This window comes from Burkholderia sp. AU4i (assembly GCF_000466765.1).
In the GTDB taxonomy this organism is placed as follows: domain Bacteria; phylum Pseudomonadota; class Gammaproteobacteria; order Burkholderiales; family Burkholderiaceae; genus Burkholderia; species Burkholderia cepacia.
Genome location: NZ_ASSI01000329.1, coordinates 1 through 19,411, shown reverse-complemented (window position 1 = coordinate 19,411; position 19,411 = coordinate 1). Strand labels below are relative to the sequence as shown.

The following is a 19,411-nucleotide window of genomic DNA, read 5'->3' as shown; positions in this document are numbered from 1 at the left end:
GACGCGGCGAGGGCCGGCGCGCGCCGCGTCGTGGTGGCCGAGGCCGGGCGCGAACCGTGCGCGGCCGGCGCGGCGGCGCTATTGACCGTTTCGACGGCGGGCGTCGCGACGCTGGTCGACGATGCGCATGCGCCGCTCGCGGGCGTTCGCGTGAGGATCGACGGCGCGGCCGATTTCGATGCCGCGCGCGCCGCGATCGCGCGGCACGCGCTCGTCCTGCTCGACTACGCGCTCGCGACCACGATGCCGCTCGAGCGCCTGCTCGAGGGTGTCCGCGACACCGCGTGCCGCATCGTCGTGTCGCTCGCCGATCCGCACGGCGCGGCCTACCTCGCGCGCAAGCATGCGCAGTCGCCGGTCGACATCGCGTTCGCACCGCGCGATGCGGCCGCGTTGCGCGGCGTGCTGGCCGCGTGCGGCGAGCTGCGCTCGCGCGAGCCGCTGAAGCTGAAGACATTCGAGGTGCAGCGCGTCGAGCCGCTCGGCGTCGGGCTGCATGCGGTGATCGACGGCTGTTCGCAGCTCGACGGCGAAGAGTGCGTGCTGGCCGGCGCGAGCGCGACCAGCATGCTGCTCGTCGTCGCGGCCGGCGCCGCGCACCCGCCGGGCCGGCCGCTCGTGTTCGGCATCGACGCCGGCTCGGCCGAATCGTTCGTGTTCTGCGGCGGCGACCGCGCGCGCCAGCTTTCGCTGCTGCGTTCGGGCGAGCGGATCCTGACGGTCGGCGCGGCGGGCGACACGCGCGCGATCGTGGTCGGCCGCGTGCGGATCGAATCCGCGCCGCTCGTCGCGTTGCACACGCGCAGCGCATCCGGCGCGAGCACGCGTGTCGTGCTGCGCGGCGACCGCGCGGTGCGGTTCCGGACCGACGGCGGCACGGCCGTCGGGCTCGCCGATGTCGCGCCCGGCGTCCGGCTGGCCGGCTACGAGCCGGGCGCCGGCTGGGTGGATTGCCGGATGCGGGCCGCCGCGTCGCGTTCGGCCGTTTCCGTCAGTCGCTAGTTTCACCCTGTCATTCAACCTGCTTTATCCCCTTCGAAGGAGATTGGCCTTGAAGAAGCTTTCCTGGATTGACCTGCGCAACATCGGCGAGCTCGCGGACGAGATCACCGAGGAAGCGCTGCATGTCGGCGTGTCCGCATTCGTCGTGAAGGATGCGGAGCAGGCCGGGCGGCTGCCGCCGAGCGCGTGCAAGGTCGCGGTCGTCGATCGGCAGCCGGCCGATGCCGCGCTGCTCGAGCAGGTGCAGATCGTCCTCGTGAAGGACGGACTGCCGGTCGATTTCGCGGTGCCGGACGGCGTCGAGCTCGGCGTGTTCATCGAAGTGACGGGCGAGGCGACGCTCACGCGCGCGTGCGAGCTGTCGGTGTCCACGCCGTGGCTGCTCGTCGAATTCCTGCAGGACCCGAGCAAGATCCCGCTCGAGATCCTGCTGGCGGCCGCCGATCGCGCGGCGGGCGAGCTGATCACCGTCGTCGCCGACCTGGAGGATGCCGAAGTGACGCTGAACGTGCTGCAGCGCGGCCCCGAAGGCGTGCTGCTCACGCCGACGCAGGTCGGGCAGGCCACGCAGCTCGTGTCGATCTGCAGCGACACGGTCGAGGATCTGCAGCTCGAGGAAATCGAGATCGTCGGGCTCACGCACCTGGGGCCGGGCGAGCGCGTCTGCGTCGACACCTGCTCGCGCTTCGAGCAGGACGAGGGCATCCTCGTGGGTTCGTATTCGACCGGCATGATCCTGATCAGCAGCGAGACGCACCCGCTGCCGTACATGCCGACGCGCCCGTTCCGCGTGAACGCGGCCGCGCTCCATTCGTATGTCGTCGCGCCGGACAACCGCACCCGCTACCTCGCCGAGCTCGAATCGGGCGCGGAGATCCTGGCCGTCAACGTGCAGGGCAAGGCACGCCGCGTCGTGGTCGGGCGCGCGAAGGTCGAGACGCGGCCGCTGCTGCTGATCGAGGCGAAGAATGCCGCGAATCGCGCGATCAACATCATTGCGCAGGACGACTGGCACGTGCGCGTGCTCGGGCCGAAAGGCAGCGTGCACAACATCACGGAGCTCAAGCGCGGCGACCGCATCCTCGGCTATACGCTCGATGCGCAGCGCCATGTCGGCTACCCGATCCGGGAATTCCTGCACGAGCAGTGATCCGCCTGCTTCGTTGACGATGCGATCGCCCGGTGCATCACGTGCCGGCGCGGTCGAACCCTGCTCAGGAGTGCTTTATGGAAAATGCGGCAAAACAGGTGCTGGATACGCTGTTCGGGCGGTGGCGCAGCCGGATCCTGTATGCGGGCACGCGGCTCGGCGTGTTCGATGCGGTCACCACGGATGCACCGGTTTCGTCGGCCGCGCTCGCGGCGACGCTCGACGTCGACGAACCGCTGCTGTACCGGCTGCTGCGTGCGCTCGCCGCGCTCGGGCTGCTCGACGAGGACCCGCGGCGCGGCTTCCGGGCCACCGCGTCGGGCGCGCTGCTGCACGCGGATGCCGCGAGTACGTTGCGCGATTTCGTGCTGCTGCAGGAAGGCCCCGAGCACTACGCGATCTGGGCGCACCTGCCCGACATGGTGCGCGAGGGGCAGCAGAACGGTTTCGTCCGCGAGTTCGGCGCGATGGCGTTCGAATATGCGAAGGATAACGAACGTTACCGAAGCGATTTCAAGCGCGCGATGTCGAGCTTCTCGACCGTGCAGTCGGAACAGGTCGTCGATGCGCTGCGCGACGTCACGTTCGCGCCGGGCACGCATGCGTGCGACATCGGCGGCGGCCAGGGGCACATGCTGTGCAGCCTGCTGCGGCGGTTCGGCGCGCTGACCGGTGTCGTGTTCGACCTGCCGGAGGTGATCGACGGCGACGCGGACGACTGGGCGCAGCGGATGGGCGTGAGCGCGCGCTGCAGCAAGGCGGGCGGCAACATGTTCGACGCGGTGCCGGCCGCCGACGTCTACCTGCTGAAGCTGATCCTGCACGACTGGAACGACGACGAATGCGTGGCAATCCTCAGGCGGGCACGCGAAAGCGCCCGTGACGGCGCGCGCGTGTTCGTGATCGAGCGGGTCGTGCCGGCGCCGGGCGTCGCGCATTTCTCGAAGCTCTACGACATCCACATGATGTGCTGGGGCAGCGGCCGCGAGCGCACGCGGGACGAATACGACGCGCTGCTCGCCGCCGCCGGCTGGCGGCCCGTGGGGCTGCGCTCCGCGCCGGACGGGCAGATCGACGTGATCGAGGCCGTCGCCGCGTAGCGCGTACGGGGCAAACCGGGCAAACCGGACGTGCGGGGCCCGTCAGGCGGCGGGCGCCTCGCGCGTCTCGAGCCAGGTCATCTGCGGCTTGAGGATCGCGAGCGTCGCGCGCACCGCCTTGTTCTCGTCGCGTTGTTCGATCGCGTCGAGCACCGCCTGGTGCGCCCGCATGTCCGGCTCGGGGATCTCGGCCTCGTCGAGTTCGACGAGGATGTCTTCCACGTTCGCGAGGATCGAGCCCGAGAAGTAGCGATACAGCGCTTCGAGCGCGTGATTGTGCGAGGCGGCGGCCACGGCGATGTGAAACGCGCGGTCGCGCTCGACGAACTTCTTCACGTCGCGCGACGCTTCGCGCTCGCCGCGCGCCTTCAGCAGCTTGCGCAACGTCACGAGATCCTCGTCGGTGCGCCGGCGCGCCGCGTAGCGCGCGCATTCCGTTTCGAGCATGCATTGCAGTTCGAGATGGTCGCTGCGCGCGGCACGATCGACGTTGCGCATCGTTTCGGCCGGATCGACGTTGCGGCGCACATAGGTGCCGTCGCCCTGGCGCACTTCGAGCACGCCGGAATACGCGAGCGTGCGAACCGCCTCGCGCACCGTGTTGCGGCCGACTTCGAGCTGCTTCGCGAGATCGAGCTCGGTCGGAATGCGCTGGCCGACGCGCCAGATGCCGGAAGTGATGTTGGATTTGAGGATCTCGATCGCAGAATCGACGAGCGAGTGTCGGGTGGCCGGGGGCAGGCTTGACATTAAGTGTGTCGCTTGAAACTTGAGGGTGTCGCTATCCTATCATCCGATCATTCATTTGGTCGTTCAGGATAACGATATTCAAACGTGACATTTTGTTAACGTCAGACGAATAAACCTGCGGCCAATCGATGCATGCCGCACATTCGTCGATTGCGTCCACCGGCATTTACCCGCGTCGCGTCGGCGTAAATGATTCGCATTCGCTGTTCAGTCGAGGTCGCCGTTGCAAGAGCGGCCCGTCTCCGTACCCAAGGGCGCGACGTATCCGCCGACGCCCGTCTCCGCTTTCCGGATAACCCGACATGAATCGATCACACATCGGCCGCGATGCGCGGCCTGGATTTCCGTTGCCGTGCGCGGCGTTGCGGCGCGTGCCGGGCTGGGCGGCCGTACTGGCCTGCGCGGCGACGATGCCGATCGCCGCTTCGGCTGCCGCGCAAGATGCGCGGGACGCGGGCGAGCCCGCGGATGCGCCGCTGCTCGCGCCGATCGTCGTCGACGGGCGGCGCGAGACGGGCGTCGGCCCCGTGAACGGCATCGCGGCCGACGTGTCGCGCGCGGGCACCAAGACCGACACGGCGATCGTCGAGGTGCCGCAGGGTCTGTCGGTCGTCACGCGCGAGCAGATGGACCGGCAGGACGTGCACAGCGTCGGCGACAGCCTGCGCTACACGCCGGGCACGTACGCGGACTCGCGCCCCGGTGGCGTGCTCGAGAGCGTGTTCCTGCGCGGCTTCGGCGGGTTCGCGGCGGCGGCGATCAATCCGCAGATGCTCGACGGCCTGCCGCTGCCGAAAGGCGTGAACTGGGCCGCGAGCGTCGTCGATCCGTGGACGCTCGAACGCATCGACGTCTTGCGCGGCCCGGCGTCGGTGCTGTACGGGCAGGCGAGCCCCGGCGGCATCGTCGACATGGTCAGCAAGCGACCGACGCGCGACGCGCAGCACCTGCTCGCCGTGCAGACCGGCAACCGCGATCGCGGGCAGCTTGCGTTCGATTTCAGCGGGCCCGTGACGCAGGACGGCACGTGGCGCTACCGGATCGACGGCCTCGCGCGCCGCGCGGACGAGCAGATCGATTATTCGCGGCAGCAGCGGATCGTCGTCGCGCCGTCGCTGACGTGGCAGCCGAACGCCAATACGAGTTTCACGCTGCTGGGTTCGTTCCAGCGCGATCCGCACAACAACTTCGCGGGCTGGCTGCCGGCCCTCGGCACGCTGTGGCCCGACGCGGGCCGTCGGATACCGACGCGCTTCTATCCGGGGCTGCCCGGCTTCGACACGTACGACCGCACGCAGGCGATGATCGGCTACGCGTTCGAGCATCGTTTCGACTCGACGTGGAAAGTCCGGCAGAACGTGCGCTATACGCATCTCGACGTCGACTTCGCGGGCGCGGCCGTCAATTTCGTCGCGCCCTACCTGGCGCCGGGCGTGCTGAACCGTTCGCTGTCGTGGTCGCGTGAGCACGTGAACCATCTCGCGCTCGACAACCAGGCGGAGATGCGCGTGATGACGGGGCCGGTCGAGCATACGGTGCTGGCCGGGCTGTCGTACGAGCATGCGGTGGCGAACCTCGTCGGGTCGGGGTTCGGCGCGGCGCCGCCGCTCGATACGCGTGCGCCCGATTACGGGCAGCCGTTCGCGGCGCCGCCGATCGGGCAGCAGACGCGCCAGACACCCGACCGGATCGGCGTCTACCTGCAGGACCAGGTGCGCTGGGATCGCTGGGTCGTCACGCTCGGCGGGCGCGAGGAATGGTCGCGCACGACGACCGACGACCTGCTGCGCTCCGCGAGCGTGCGGCAGAGCACGCGTGCGTTCACCGGGCGTGCGGGGGCCGTTTACCTGTTCGACAGCGGCTTCGCGCCGTACCTGAGCTATTCGACGTCGTTCGAGCCGGCGCTCGGCACGCGCTTCGACGGCCAGCCGTTCACGCCGACGAAGGCGAAGCAGTTCGAGGTCGGGCTGCGCTACCAGTCGCCCGACCGGTTGCAGAACGCGTCGATCGCCGCGTTCGACATTCGCCAGCGCAATGTGCTGACCGCCGATCCCGAGCATCCGTTCTTCAACGTGCAGACGGGCGAGGTGCGTTCGCGAGGGATCGAGCTGGAAGGGCGTTCGCGCGTCTGGAAGCAACTGGACGTGATCGCCGCGTACACGTATCTCGACACGACGGTGCAGGCCGATACGGACGCGGCCGTCGTCGGCAAGCGCGTGGCGGCGGTGCCGCGCCATCTGGCGTCGCTGTGGCTCGACTATGCGGTCGACCGGCCGGGCCTGCGCGGGCTGAGGGTGGGCGGCGGCATGCGCTATGTCGGGCGCAGCGCGGGCGACAACGTCAATACGTTCGACGTGCCGGCCGTCGTGCTCTTCGATCTCGGGCTGTCGTACGACCTGGGTGTCGAGCGGCCGGCGTGGAAGGGGTGGCGCGTCGCGGCGCACGTGAACAACCTGTTCGACCGGACTTATGTGTCGTCGTGTTTTTCGGCGGGAGGGTGCTTCTACGGCACGCGGCTGTCGGTGACGGGGGATGTCAGTTATCGGTGGTGATGGCGGGTGACGATCAGGATGCCGGTGCGGGGTGTACGCATGCGGCCGGCCCGGTTGCGGCGCCGTACGGATACACTGTCGCCTTCGCGGTACGCATTGCCACAGCCTCGCCCGTCATCCCTGGATTCGTGGAGAGATTGCCCATGAGCATCGTCGTTCGTCGAAACCGGATCGCCATCCACCTGTGCCGGGTGCTGATCCCGGGCGTGTTGATCGCTTCCGTCGCCGGCTGCGCGGCGACGGCGGTCGAAGACACCGCCATTGCCCCCGATCTGCATGAAACCGTCGTCAAGGTGCCGGTCGACGAAGGCGGGCACACACGCGACATCGTCGCCACGACCTACATGCCGGACGGCCCCGGGCCCTTTCCGCTGATCGTGCTGAGCCACGGCAGCCCGCCCGAGCCGCGCGACCGGCCGAAGGTGGGACGCTACCGCGCGTTGCCGCAGATCCGGACGTTCGTGCAGCACGGTTTCGCGGTGATCGTGCCGATCCGCCGCGGGTACGGTGCGACGGGCGGTGTCGACGAAGAGGATGCAGGGTCGTGCCGGCATCCCGATTACCTCGCTGCCGGCCAGCAGGCCGCGCGCGATGTGCTTGCGGCCGTGCGCTATGCGCAGACCTTGCCGCAGGTGGATCGAAGCCGCATCGTGCTGGTCGGGCAATCGGCGGGCGGCTTCGCGTCGCTGGCGGCGGCAAGCTACGCGCCGCAGGGCGTGGTCGCGGTGGTGAACTTCTCGGGCGGGCGTGGGGGCAATCCGACGACGCATCCGGGCATGCCGTGCGATCCGCGGCAGATGGCCGACACGATCGGGCATTTCGCGAGCACGACGCGCGTGCCGGTGCTCTGGCATTACGTGCAGAACGACAAGTATTTCGCGCCGGAAGTCGTGGCGACGTGGTTTGCCGCGTTTCAGGCGGCGGGCGGGCACGGGCAGATGATCGTCGAGCCGCCGTTCGGCAAGAACGGGCACGGGATGTTCGCGGTCAAGGAGGCGATTCCGATCTGGTTGCCGCATTTCGAGGCGTTTGTCGAGCCGCTTGTCGCGATGAAGTAGGGGGGGGCGGGGGGATGGCCGTTGGCGACGGTGGATTCAACGGTCAGTCGAATTTCTCCCAATCGCCATTCGCGGTTTCGCCATATCGTCGCGCGCCTGCACCTGGACCGGCAGGTCGGACGCGGCCCCAGACGCTGACGTACCGTTTGCTGTGGCTTGCTTACCAACCGGCGGAAAGGCAGATTTCAACGCGCATCATCAACACCTCCATCCGATTCGACGGTTCGCCAGTGCGCAATCCGCTCTGGTCTGTAAGTAATCTTGGCCAGCGCTCGCTCAGTCTCGGGCAGCGCGTTCCGAACAGCAGACATACATTTTTCGGGCTGCGCGGTCTCCCACTCAAATGAAGCCGAAAGCTGGCTGACGCTCCCCGTCGCCGGCCTCGCAAGTTCAGAGGGCAAATGGATGGCATTAAGATCCGGGATAGCACTACGTCCGATCAGCCCGACCTGGCGCGCGACTGCCGTAGGGAGCTCAAGGCTCACCCGATAGCGGCCGCCGGGAGGTTCGAGCGGGACCAGCGCATCAATGTGCTCGAATGCCTCTGCCGTAGCCACCGCCCACTCCAAGCCAATCCCGTCACGAAGTATCGTCGTGCCGTCCCCATAGGGCGGGACGTTATAGAACGGATTGCCTGGGACTTTTAGTTGGGGGAAAGCACTCAGGACACGAGCCACCTCATCGTCCGTAGCGTCCTCGATTACGCCTCCGACGACCGATGACGCCAAGTCACCTAGTGGTCCCCGACCATTGCCATCCCAAGCGCCCACTAACGTGTCGCTAAGCGTCATCCCGTGCAATGCTTGGCTCAAAGGAGTAGCTGGAAAGCAGAAATCGGAACTATCGATCTGGCACATCGGATCGTTTCCGGCGCCCACGAGCAGCGTCCATACAGCTTGGTTCTCCGTCCAGACGCTTACTAGGCCATCCTGAACGCGCACCGTAAGGGGCGTCGCGGGGGCGTCCTGAACGGATTCTAAGCGGTGGCCAACGAGTTCGAACCACTCCGCAAGCGTGGCTGGCATTACGAAATTGAGGCGAGCCGAGATATCGGCGAGCTCGTCGGGCGAGCAGCCATCGGCTGAATCTAAGGCGCGCACATACCAGATACGCAGAAGTTCATCGAGCCATTGCCAGCGCGGAGAGCCTAGAAGGTCGAGCTGACGGCGGGAAGCACGATCGGTCATTAGCTATGTCTCCAGTCTGATCAAATCGTCGTGCGGTGATGACGTGAGATTGTGTGTGCATTTCCCACGACGGTCATCAACAAGTGTTCGTGACCTGGATTGGTGACGGTTTAGACACCGAAGTCGAAGGTCCGAAAGTGGCCGCCAACCGACGGATGCGGCCGACGGTTGCCGACCCTGGAGCTACGTTCATCATCGCCGAAAGCGGACTTTGCCGGTGTGCAGACCTGCGGTCCAGAATCGACGTTAATCGAGGTCAGTCGCGATCTACGCCTGGATGAGCGTGGCACCGCGGAAAACGTTATAGGGCGCGGATTCGAGGCTCAAGCGTTCAGGGATTGACAGTGCGTTGCCGCAGTAGTCGATTTCAACATAACTCAAATGGCCAGAATTGTCGGCAAACAAAAGGATTTCAAGCGACTGTAACTCTTCAAAGCCACTGTGATCGCGGAAGTCTGCTTCAAACACTAGTCTGTAACCGTGTCCGCTAGTTGCTATTCTAGGCACCTCGTCGGGTGTGGTCATTGACAGTGCGAAACTGTTGCACCCGCATTCACAAAGCGCAACGATTTTGGCATTCGCAAATTGGGCTGCTAGCGCATTGACATTGGGAAATTGACAGCGTTCAAGAATGAACGCAATCCAATAAGCTGCGCGGTCTTTGTCGTTTCGCATTTTGGGCCCGGGTCTCTCAACTAGGTTGCAGCTTGCGAGCGCAAAACCCCGAATCTGTGGGCGAAAAAACCGAGAACCCGAGCTCGACGAGCGCGGACCGTAGTCGCTCGGTAAGCGTTATCCCATAGACCTCCAGGATCGAATAACCCGGATCGTACGAGTGACAATTGTGGTGTTCGTCGACAGAATTGAGGATTGCGTCGAACCAGCTTTCTTGATCCACACCATATTGAATGAACGTGGTAACGCCGCCTTCCGTGTTGAGCCTGGATGGGTTCGGCGATGCTCTCCAGATTTGCTCGGCAACAGCAATATTCGCGGGTGTAGCAACGACCCAAGTGTGCCGTACTCTCGTGGCAACTTCCTGGATACGAGCGCCGAAATCAGGATCTACGATGAGTGCGACCGTGTTGTTCGTCGGCATTCGTCTTCTCCCGTTGCGCGCACCTATCCCATCAGGAACAGGCAAGTTGAAAGAGTCCGATGGCAATTGTCAACGATTCAGCCAGCAATGTCGAATGTCAGAAACTGGCGGTGGATTCAACCGGTATTTGTCCCAACCGCGGTCATTCGGACGCTCCTTCGCCTCTCACGAAATGGCTCAACGCGCTACTGTAGTTCCAGGATGTTGAACTCATTCCTGAGGGTTTCGATCAGCTTCCCAACATCGTTTTTTTCGTCATCGTGGAAGATCGTGCCCATGCCGAGTGCGCTGGGTGCAATCAGATTTTCTCGATTGTTGTCGATGAAGATACTCTCTTCGGGGCCTATTCCAACACATCGTAAAGCATGTTCAAAAACCGCAGTACTGTCCTTCCCCGAGCCAAACTCGGCCGACACGATGATCGGGTTGAACAGCGCATCGAGGCCTTGCGATTTCTTCAATGAATCGATCCGATCCCGTTTGTTGTCGGTGATGATGCCGAGAGAATACGCTGGCTTCAGGCTGCGCGCCAGAGCAAACATTGCGGCATTTGCGGGTGTGCTTTGAAATGCCTCTTCGAGCAATGAAAAATCGACTTTGCAATGCATTGCTTTGCAAGCTGCATCCCAGATATCGGTATGCGTCACCTTTCCGACCAACAGGTCTGGATTGTATTTTGCGAATGCCTTACGAACGGACTCATACTCGACACCGGATACTGTGCTCAGATACCTGTTCGTAGTGAGCGAACCGGTTTTGTCCGTTGTCAGCACCCCGTCATAATCAAAAAAAATGGCTTTTATCACGTATGTATCCTTCGCGGAACGTGAAATTTATTTCCTGGGTTTCGTCGTGCAGGCCAAGGCAAGTCCTGAATATTCGAGAGATTGTCAGCGATCTCTGCGATGCTGTCGAATGAATGAAACTAGCCGTACACGGAAATTCTCCCATCAGCCTGATTGAAGGTTGGCTACGCAATCGTTGATTGCCTGTGCGAACAGCGGATTGGATAAATCGATACCGACACGCGCAAGCGAAAGCAACAATTGCTCGACGCCTTCAACAACCCCTACGATGCGTCCGTTTTCGACCGGATCGCTGAAGTTGGGGAGTGCTTCCGGCAAGTTGGATTCGATACTTGCGTTTCCGGCTTCTACCCTGAGATCGATTCCGAACGGTAGCAAGAATTCTCGAGTGTTTTTCATATCTGCTATCTCCACGTCGTCTGCAGCCTCATTGTCGACGATCTCAGGACCACCGTCGACTGACCGTAGTTGGCCGATCTGAGCCCAATAAACGACCGACTCAGGCGCATTGGTCAAAGTTGTGTCTTATGTCGCCGCAGGCGCGATCAAATCGCTCGTGGTATTCGGCACAGAATCGTTTCTCGTTCGACGATAAGTTCAATAACGCGAGGAGATTCGCCGCATTGTTCGAGGCAGCAAAGGCTTCGAGTTCATGCGGGGCATCAGGGTACAACTCCCTCATTGGTTCGAGAGTGCCGGAGTTCCGAACGGCGTAGTCAATGACCCACATGCTGTAGACGACGCGTTCGATCAACGTCAGGCTGTCGAAACCCTCGAGTGATCTTTTCTGAATGACTCGGTCGCCTTCGTCAATCAACCACGTTTCCATATCGAGTTTCATAGGCGGGTCGGCACTATAGATGCCTTTCAGCAAGGCGTTGTTTGCACTGGGTATGAAAGGTGTCGCCCTAGATGTGCGGCGATGGACGGAATTGTCAGCAATCTAGCTCCGCCTGTCGAGTATCCGTTCGTGGCCGAACGCGGCCGGCTGCCGCTCTGTGACGCATGACCGGCGCAGATCGACCCGAAGCGGCCACGCTTAGATTTCCCAAGCGGTCGTTTAGCGTGCGCTCGCCTGACAAATACCACTGTCGATGTGCCGAAGTACGCCAATCCCAACTCCGTTGGCACCGAGCGGTTGACTGGACCGAACACCGGGCTTGACCGTCGCAAGCTTGTTGCCGGCGCCCGCGTTGCGCTGGCCGGCGGTCGCATCGAGGGTCACGTTCGCGGCCTCTACCGGATGCGAAATGAGCACGAGGTGACTTGTCTTGGCCCCGACTGCCTTCGCGAGCGTGCGGCTTGCCACAAAACGCACGGAATCCGAATGGGTGGCGCGATCTTCTTTCGATACCATGAGCCGGCTTCGATCACTCCACCGATGTCGGATCAATATCAAGCCGATATCATTCGGATTACATATCTATTGTCGTATTCACACGGCAACGGAAGCTTCGCCTCTTGCCCGTTCTCTAGATTTTCATCGACCGGGTACCCTGCGCTTTCCTGCGAAGATAAAGCGTTTGAGCGATCAACCCCAGAACGAGCGCGACGAGGAGCGCGGCTTGGGCACCGAGAAGCAGTGGCGACCTCGGATCGCTGACCAGCGGATGTCCGTCGGGCACACGCTTCAGCGTTTCGGTCACCGTGGGAACCATCAGCACGAATGCGGTCAACGTCAGACAGAAGGTTTCCAGGTAGATACCGGCTCGACCGGGCAGAGGCAGATACGCAACGCCATATCCAGCCAGTAACAGCACGACGGCTCCGATTCCGATGCCGTAGCTGATACCTTGATGCGCTATGGCGAACACGGTCAGGGAACCAATCAACATGGTAACGAAGTACACCCTCCCGGCAACCGAGCGCGGAACGATCCTGCCGTAACGCGCGAACATGTACACGGCCATGGGGATCGCGGGTAGACTGCCGAGAGTATGTATCCAGCCGAGCGGCGAAATTCCAAACATGGTTTCAATCCTTGCCTTGCGTGATTTCGTTGGTGATCGACGCTTACTTTAGGCTCACGAAACCCGAATTGACATGACTGAACCTGGGAAAAACTTGACCATTTTTCCGGATCGGGCGCTTGCTGGTCTGGCTAACGGTGATCTCCTGTCCCAGGTTCTTGCGCGTATGCGCATGACGGGCGACCGCATCTTTTCGTCGATGCTGCAGCCATTCGCGCAGTTGGACATGTCTGCGCGGGCGGCGCACGCGTACGCAGTCATGGAAGGCGTGGTGCAAATTGCCGGCGATGAGGCAGGCGCTTCCGAGATTCGGTCCGGCGAACTACTCTTGTTGCCGCGCGGGCCTGGCAGCCTGCGCATTTCCGCCCTGGACCAACCGGCGAACGTCGTCGTCTGCCACTTCTGGTTTGATCCGGCGAGCCAGCCGGATCTGCTTCTGACGTTACCCGCCATGATCCACCTTCGCCAGGCGGAGACATGCGACTGGCTGCCGAACATCATGCAGTTTCTTCTGCATGAGGCGGACAATGACGAGGCGGGGTCCGCCTTGATGGTCTCCCGCATGATTGATCTCGTGGTGGTGCGTGCGTTGCGTGCCTGGGTTCATCATGGTCATGCATCGAACTGGTTGGGCGGATTGGCGGACAAGCGTATTGCCCGCGCTTTGAAGGCAATCCATAAGCAGTCGCCACGTGGTTTGACGATCGATGGTCTCGCTGCCGTCGCGGGCATGTCCCGCTCCAACTTTTGCGAACGTTTCAATGCGCTCGTTGGCAAGTCGCCGTTGCGTTACCGCAATGAATGGCGCTTGAGCGTCGCCCGCGACATGCTGGCGAAAGGTGACGCGCGCGTGGGCGAGGTTGGACGGTCGGTGGGTTACGAGTCGGAAGCCGCTTTCAGTCGTGCCTACAAGGCCTACTTCGGCCATGCCCCTCGAGAAGCGAAGCCATCCATCACGCCCGCTGAATGACGGCGCTGCCCGCGACGCCATGAACGAGACCGCCGCGAGAATGCAAGACAGCCGCCCCGTGCCTGATTGTCGCGGACGCCACAGACGGAGCGTTTCAGCCAACCGCATCGGGACATCGAGCGAGGCAACTGTCGAAAGCCCGACCCAATGTCGACCGGGGTTTTAAAAGGCACTTTTTATAACGCCCCCGTCGGCTCGCAACGCGGCTCCCGTCGTGGCCGCCGAAAGCGGACTGGCGATATAGGCCACGAGCGACGCAACCTCCTGCGGCGAACCAAATCGCTTGATGAGCGATGTGGGGCGGACTTTCTCGAAGAACTCCTGTTCGAACGCTTCAAACGATTTGCCCTCGGCGCTTGCAAGCGCCTCCACGAACTCGCCCACGCCACGCGATTTCGTCGGCCCCGGCAGCACGCTATTGACTGTAATTCCGGTGCCGGCAACGGCTTCGGCGAGCCCGCGCGACACGGCAATCTGCGCGGCTTTCGTCATCCCGTAGTGGATCATTTCGGCGGGAATCTGCACGCCGCTTTCGCTCGAAATGAAAATGATGCGCCCCCAGTCTGCACGCTTCATCGCGGGCAGAAACAGGCGAGCGAGGCGTACACCGCTCAACACATTGACGTCGAAGAAACGCGACCAGTCGGCGTCGGGGATCTCCTCGAACGGCTTGGGCTCGAAGATACCCAGGTTGTTGACCAGGATTTCCACGTCCGGATAACGCGTTGCCAGTTCATCAGCCGCCGCGGCTGTGGCGAGATCGCCCGCAAAACCCGTTACGTCGCTGCCCGTCTCGGCTTTCAGTTGCGCGACCACGTCATCCACTGATGACTGGGAGCGGCCATTCACGATCACGCGCGCGCCTTCCTGCGCCAACGTCCTGGCGATAGCGAAGCCAATGCCGGCGGTGCTGCCGCTGACCAATGCGAATTTGCCTTGCAGATTCAGATCCATGATTCATTTCCTTTGCATGAGTGAGGTGGAACTGGCGGCATCGGCAGGTAGAAGCCGGATGCCGACAAAGAGCGATCAGGTCCGGGTAATGGACGCGCCACCGTCAACCAGTGATGCCGTACCGGTCACGAATGACGAATCGTCGGAAGCGAGATACAGCACCGACCGGGCAAGCTCTTCCGGCTTTGCAACGCGCTTGAGCGCATGCAGGCCCGTGACGAACGCCTGCGATTCATGGGTGTCGTTCATGCCGCGATACATGTCCGTGTCGACAGCGCCCGGCAACACCGCGTTCACGCGCACGCCTTGCGCGCCGTACTCGGCGGCAAGTGCCTGCGTCAAGCCGATCAGGCCCGCCTTGCTCGCCGCATAAGCCGCAGTGCCGGGAAACGCGAACGAGTAACCGACGAACGTCGACGTGAAGATGATCGACCCACCGCCTTGCTTCACCATTTCCGGAATCTGGTGTTTCGCGCCAAGGAAGGCGCTCGTCAGATTGGTCGACAGCGCGGCATTCCAGCCTGCTTCGGAAATACCGGTGCTCGGCCCCATCTCGCCGAGCGTACCGGCATTGTTGTAGGCAATGTCCAGGCGGCCGAACCGGCTCACCGCGAGCGCGACCAGCGTCTTCGAAAAGTCTTCCGATTGCACGTCACCCGCCAGGTATGCTGCTTCGCCGCCTTCGCTGACGATCTCCGCGGCGAGTGTTTCGAGTTCCGCAGCCCGCCGCGCCGCGATGACCACCTTGGCGCCTTCCTTCGCGAACAGCTTTGCCGTCGCACGCCCAATCCCTGCGCTGGCGCCCGTGACGATGGCGACTTTTCCTTTCAAGCGTTGCATTTTCAATCTCCTGATGCACTTCGTCGGCCAGTGCCCCATGCATTGGCGCGTTGAAAGCAATATAGGCCTCAGTTTTGATTGTAGAAAGGACCAAAATGTGCTTCTATCATTCAGCTTTTGTGAATGAACCGAGGTAATGATGGATCGTCTGCGCGCCTTCGAGGTTTTCGTGACGGTGGTGAGCCGTGGGGGCTTCGCGCGCGCCGCGGATGCGCTCGGCACGTCGCCCGCCAATGTCACACGCTATGTGAATGAACTGGAGGCGCATCTGGGCACGCGCTTGCTGAATCGCTCGTCGCGTACGCTTTCTCTTACCGAGGGCGGCGAGACGCTTTACGCCCGTTGCAAGTCGATCCTCGACGATGTCGCCGAGACGGAGGGGCTGGTCTCGTCGGCGTCGGTCGAGCCGCGCGGGCGGCTGCGCATCAATGCCCCCGTGAGCTTCGGTATTTTGTATCTGGCACCGTTGTGGCCCGAGTTCATGCGGAAATACCCGGGAGTCGAACTCGATGTTGGACTGATTGACCGCGTCGTCGATATCGTGGATGAAGGCTACGATCTCGCCATTCGCATCTCACGCGCCGGTTCGACCAGTCATGCGGCCCGCAAGCTGGCGACGTCGCAAAACATTCTGTGCGCATCGCCGGCCTATCTGGCTCGCTTCGGCGTTCCGGCAGCCCCGGCGGAGCTGAGCGGGCACCGCTGTATCGGCTACACGTATGCGTCCACCGGCGACGAATGGCAACTGATCGACGAGCGCGGCAAGCTTCATTCGGTGAAGGTCGACTGTCACATGCATACCAACAACGGCGATACGGCGCGTGCAGCGGCCCTTGCCGGGCACGGCGTGATCCAGCAGCCCACTTTCCTGATCGGCAAGGATCTCGGCGAGGGCCGGCTCGTGCATGTGTTGCCCAGGTACCGCTTGCCGGATATCGACATTCTCGCGCTGTATCCGAGCCGTCGGTACCTGAGCGCCAGGGTGCGCGTCATGATCGATTTCCTGGTCGACGCGTTCAGTGGCGCGCCTCCCTGGGACCGGAACGACGGAAATTGGGCAGGTGCCGCGCCGGCGACGGATTGAAGACGCAGCCGCATCCAGTACATGCGCCAGCCATGTTCGGACGTTCGGGGTCAGGGCGTGCGCGATTGTTCTGCACCTTGGCGCACAGACATTCGGACGGCGGCCCCGGGCAGCCTTTGACTACTGCCGGCGACTATCTGGGAGTGCCATCGTCCGATGGATACGGAATTCGCGCGAAAGCCGTCTCTTCGCGCCTGGACATTCGAATGTCCAGGCGACGCGGCCAGCCGATGTCTGCGGCTGGCTGGCCTCGGTCGAGTGGTATTGGGGTGGTGTCGGACTGGTTGATGCCGACCCGAAGGGGACCTTCAGATCTGCCGAAAGCTGCCGTTCACATTGCTTATAGGCTGCTCCGGCGTATAAGATCGGTCGAGGCGATCATTCAACACTCTGACTCGCTGTAGCGAGTCAGAGTTATCTTGGAGTGGGAATCCATTGAAAACAATCGTAAAGCGCTTCCTGTTCGCGCTGATCGCCCTGATGGCTTGCGTTCGCGGTGGAGTTGCGTTGGCAGAAACCCCGTCCGGCCAGACCTTTTCTCCTGATGCAAAAATCCAGAAAATCGCGGAAGCCTACTCGCTAGACGCCGTTGACTTCTCCGCGAAACAGTTTGGAATAAAACTCGACTGGTCGGACGCGAGTATTGTAAGTGTCGAAAAGGTCTTGGCGCAAATGAGTTCATCCTACGTCAGCACTAGTCCCAAACCAACGGACGAGCAAGTCATGTCATTTGCGAAAGCCTATGGAAGTTACGTCGGAGAGGTGTATCGCCGCAATCATGGTGGCGAATGGGGTATGGTCACCCTCGGCGAAAGTCGATTCCCGGGTTTGCGAACTACCACCGGTTCCAGCTGCTGGCCATGGGGGCGGGTGTTCAATCGGATCACCAAGGGGACGGAGGACAATATCGCCGACTACTACGCGGCCCTATTGAAGAAAAGTTAGACGCAGGCAATCCTCAACGTCCACGACTCATCGAGGTTCCAGCTACGATTGGCCGTCGGTTGCTGTCCTTGAAAAGATGGCTCCGACTCCATCCGCGCTCTCGACAAGCACTTCCCGAGGAGCATCCTCAGCCTCAAGCACGATAATTTGATCCGCTTGAGGGCGCTGACGCACCATGGGCGTCTCCACAAGTTCTGGACGATCGAGCAATAGATGGTCCGAGGCATCTCTGATGACATGTTCCCGAGCATAAAGCCGCATAGTCCATGTGTTGGAACCCGCTTGAAACGACAGACGTGCGGGTCCGACATAGACGCCATGACCGTCAACGAACCGTTGCACCGCTTGAAGTGCGTCGTCACGCTCGGTAAGAGCCCTTGACCGAGATTGTTGAGACGGATTTAGAAGACAAAAGGCCAGTGAATTCAGCCCCAGGAGAAAGAATACGCTGATGAAGTGCGCGCGTTGCACCGCAAAATGTGCAGGGTTGTAAGGCAGTAGATATGCCGGCGGTAATTTCAATGGCCCAACCAATTCAGGGAGGCGACCATAGGCCGAAATCAAGCCAGTCCCAGTCGATCGAGACAGGGTGGCCGCAATGACCCGTCCCTCCGTTGCGGTCCCGCCAAACGCAAGTGGAATATGCGCGTTCGCTAGTATCTGCTCACGCCACTCGCCCTTCACTCGATCCATGACTGACCAAAAGCTCGACGCAGAGCCTTTAGCGTCCACCAAGCAGACGTCCAAACTCGACGCATAAACGAAGTCAGGATGTGCCTTCGTAGACTCGCTGTTGCTGCAGTCTTCCCAATGACCGAACCACGGATATCCTCGAGATTGCATTTCTAGGAACGTCAACGCCGCACCCACGGTACCCTTTACGGTCGATCCGACGAAATCCTTCAAATACCTTGCGTTCTCGTGATAAAACAGGTCTCCAAATGCTGGCCCGTAAACTGCCCTAGGTCGCCACTTCGACAAATAGGACAGAGCCGATACTGCCAAAGCACCTCCCGCGAGATGCCCCCTCAATCCAAGCCTTGGCCCAGTGATGGATGCGCGCATCGCGGCGTATACGAACTCAAGAGGCGATATCACTTGGCTTGGACCGAATGGCGTGCTGCTATCCCCCCAGTTGATCCGACTTGTGATGCTCTTCACCTCGATATGCTGAAATCGATAGATCTCGGCGTTTCCGTTAAACCACATGAGCTTATTCCTTTTAAGTTAAAGACGGCAAAGAGGAAGCTCAAGTGATAGGCCACCGGAATCCTCGTTAGCGCTTTGCTAATCGTTCAATTGCGGGAATAACTACTGTGACTGCGAGAGTATCATTCACGTGAGGGGTATCGCACGCAGCGAATGCCAAGCTCCCTCTACCTAACGACAAGCTGGTGTGAAACTTGAAAAATCAATCGGATGTGCGCTGGAATCATTTTTTCGTCCTCTGTTCTGGCGAATCCCGGGAGTTTGGCGTTTTCCTCTCTGCCCACCAAATCCCGGTCTAACAAAGAAACCACATCCAGCAAGGTGGCGGCACGACGGCGGCCGTATTTCAATGGAACCGCGTGGTTACTCCTCATTGAGAGGCTCTTGGCCGGGGACGGCTGGCATATGGCGGGAAGGAGTGCTCCCGCCACCCGCCACCCGAATCCGAACCCGGCCCACCGATCACCCCGTCCAACCAGCCGCCAGCTCGCCATTCCCGCCCAAACCCGACCCCGCCCAAACCCGCACCCAGCCTGCCGCTTCCGCCCCCGCCCCCTCATCCCGTGGCCGATTTTGTCACCAGGTGGGCCGAATATGACAATGGAAACCGGCTCGCACGGCATTAGGATGGGTCACCTCGCCGCCCGGAGCTGGCCGGTTTTGCCGTATCGGCCCCGTGGCGCGCCTCATTCACCGCCTGATTTGGAACATCGACCATGAGCTATAACGCCCCCG

Annotated in this window: 20 protein-coding genes; 8 read left to right on the top strand and 12 right to left on the bottom strand. The window is 62.0% G+C overall.

Features of this window, described 5'->3' with window-relative positions:
* The 3 genes from L810_RS41995 to L810_RS41985 form a co-directional block, all read left to right on the top strand.
* On the top strand, nt 1-1,002 hold a 1,002-nt coding region (locus tag L810_RS41995), incomplete at its 5' end, for a 3-dehydroquinate synthase II (protein ID WP_042978327.1).
* A gap of 49 nt (nt 1,003-1,051) precedes the next feature.
* Nucleotides 1,052-2,152, top strand: coding sequence for a 3-dehydroquinate synthase II family protein (locus L810_RS41990; RefSeq protein WP_021164176.1), 1,101 nt, complete (start codon nt 1,052-1,054; stop codon nt 2,150-2,152).
* 77 nt (nt 2,153-2,229) lie between these two features.
* Nucleotides 2,230-3,252: a methyltransferase gene (locus L810_RS41985; RefSeq protein ID WP_021164175.1), complete on the top strand. Its 1,023-nt coding sequence runs from the start codon at nt 2,230-2,232 to the stop codon at nt 3,250-3,252.
* Nucleotides 3,253-3,294: 42 nt separating this feature from the next.
* Here L810_RS41985 and L810_RS41980 read toward each other — a convergent pair whose 3' ends face one another.
* Nucleotides 3,295-4,002 (bottom strand): FadR/GntR family transcriptional regulator, encoded by a 708-nt coding sequence (locus tag L810_RS41980; protein WP_021164174.1) that lies wholly within the window; start codon nt 4,000-4,002, stop codon nt 3,295-3,297.
* A gap of 302 nt (nt 4,003-4,304) precedes the next feature.
* Here L810_RS41980 and L810_RS41975 point away from each other — a divergent pair, with 302 nt between their 5' ends.
* Both L810_RS41975 and L810_RS41970 read left to right on the top strand, forming a co-directional pair.
* Nucleotides 4,305-6,554 (top strand): TonB-dependent siderophore receptor, encoded by a 2,250-nt coding sequence (locus tag L810_RS41975; protein WP_021164173.1) that lies wholly within the window; start codon nt 4,305-4,307, stop codon nt 6,552-6,554.
* Nucleotides 6,555-6,697: 143 nt separating this feature from the next.
* Nucleotides 6,698-7,612 carry an alpha/beta hydrolase family protein gene (locus L810_RS41970; protein ID WP_021164171.1) on the top strand — a complete coding sequence of 305 codons (915 nt, stop codon included), beginning with the start codon at nt 6,698-6,700 and terminating at the stop codon, nt 7,610-7,612.
* A 185-nt stretch (nt 7,613-7,797) separates the two neighbouring features.
* On the opposite strand, the gene L810_RS41965 is transcribed toward L810_RS41970, so the two are convergent.
* From L810_RS41965 to L810_RS41945, 8 genes are all read right to left on the bottom strand, one after another.
* A complete protein-coding gene (locus L810_RS41965) occupies nt 7,798-8,799 on the bottom strand; it encodes a hypothetical protein (RefSeq protein ID WP_042978325.1) in 1,002 nt (333 codons plus the stop codon).
* Nucleotides 8,800-9,066: 267 nt separating this feature from the next.
* Nucleotides 9,067-9,474, bottom strand: a complete 408-nt coding sequence (locus L810_RS47925; RefSeq protein WP_155836492.1) for a hypothetical protein — start codon at nt 9,472-9,474, stop codon at nt 9,067-9,069.
* Between the two features lie 16 nt (nt 9,475-9,490).
* The gene (locus tag L810_RS47920) at nt 9,491-9,898 is read right to left on the bottom strand and encodes a hypothetical protein (RefSeq protein WP_155836491.1); all 408 of its coding nucleotides are present in this window, start codon (nt 9,896-9,898) and stop codon (nt 9,491-9,493) included.
* A 185-nt stretch (nt 9,899-10,083) separates the two neighbouring features.
* Nucleotides 10,084-10,704 (bottom strand): HAD family hydrolase, encoded by a 621-nt coding sequence (locus L810_RS41960; RefSeq protein WP_042978324.1) that lies wholly within the window; start codon nt 10,702-10,704, stop codon nt 10,084-10,086.
* Nucleotides 10,705-10,848: 144 nt separating this feature from the next.
* Entirely contained in the window at nt 10,849-11,220 is a 372-nt protein-coding gene (locus tag L810_RS46680; RefSeq protein WP_081712974.1) for a hypothetical protein, read from the bottom strand.
* Entirely contained in the window at nt 11,204-11,545 is a 342-nt protein-coding gene (locus L810_RS41955; protein ID WP_155836489.1) for a hypothetical protein, read from the bottom strand. The genes L810_RS46680 and L810_RS41955 overlap by 17 nt, the downstream gene beginning before the upstream one ends.
* Nucleotides 11,546-11,764: 219 nt before the next feature.
* A complete protein-coding gene (locus tag L810_RS41950; RefSeq protein WP_042978322.1) occupies nt 11,765-12,061 on the bottom strand; it encodes a hypothetical protein in 297 nt (98 codons plus the stop codon).
* Nucleotides 12,062-12,176: 115 nt separating this feature from the next.
* On the bottom strand, nt 12,177-12,674 hold the full coding sequence (locus L810_RS41945) for a hypothetical protein (protein ID WP_021164167.1): 498 nt from the start codon (nt 12,672-12,674) through the stop codon (nt 12,177-12,179).
* Nucleotides 12,675-12,747: 73 nt separating this feature from the next.
* On the opposite strand from L810_RS41945, the gene L810_RS41940 reads away from it, so the two are divergent.
* Nucleotides 12,748-13,644, top strand: coding sequence for a helix-turn-helix transcriptional regulator (locus L810_RS41940; protein ID WP_042978321.1), 897 nt, complete (start codon nt 12,748-12,750; stop codon nt 13,642-13,644).
* 162 nt (nt 13,645-13,806) lie between these two features.
* Here the strand turns inward: L810_RS41940 and L810_RS41935 are convergent, their stop codons facing one another.
* Both L810_RS41935 and L810_RS41930 read right to left on the bottom strand, forming a co-directional pair.
* Nucleotides 13,807-14,598, bottom strand: a complete 792-nt coding sequence (locus L810_RS41935) for an SDR family NAD(P)-dependent oxidoreductase (RefSeq protein WP_021164165.1) — start codon at nt 14,596-14,598, stop codon at nt 13,807-13,809.
* Nucleotides 14,599-14,673: 75 nt separating this feature from the next.
* Nucleotides 14,674-15,438 (bottom strand): SDR family oxidoreductase, encoded by a 765-nt coding sequence (locus L810_RS41930; RefSeq protein ID WP_042978320.1) that lies wholly within the window; start codon nt 15,436-15,438, stop codon nt 14,674-14,676.
* A gap of 139 nt (nt 15,439-15,577) precedes the next feature.
* Between L810_RS41930 and L810_RS41925 the strand changes: the two genes are divergently transcribed.
* Both L810_RS41925 and L810_RS41920 read left to right on the top strand, forming a co-directional pair.
* Nucleotides 15,578-16,522, top strand: coding sequence for a LysR family transcriptional regulator (locus L810_RS41925; RefSeq protein ID WP_042978319.1), 945 nt, complete (start codon nt 15,578-15,580; stop codon nt 16,520-16,522).
* 435 nt (nt 16,523-16,957) lie between these two features.
* Nucleotides 16,958-17,467: a hypothetical protein gene (locus tag L810_RS41920; protein WP_042978318.1), complete on the top strand. Its 510-nt coding sequence runs from the start codon at nt 16,958-16,960 to the stop codon at nt 17,465-17,467.
* Nucleotides 17,468-17,509: 42 nt separating this feature from the next.
* On the opposite strand, the gene L810_RS47915 is transcribed toward L810_RS41920, so the two are convergent.
* Nucleotides 17,510-18,676 (bottom strand): hypothetical protein, encoded by a 1,167-nt coding sequence (locus L810_RS47915; RefSeq protein ID WP_155836487.1) that lies wholly within the window; start codon nt 18,674-18,676, stop codon nt 17,510-17,512.
* Nucleotides 18,677-19,411: the final 735 nt, after the last annotated feature.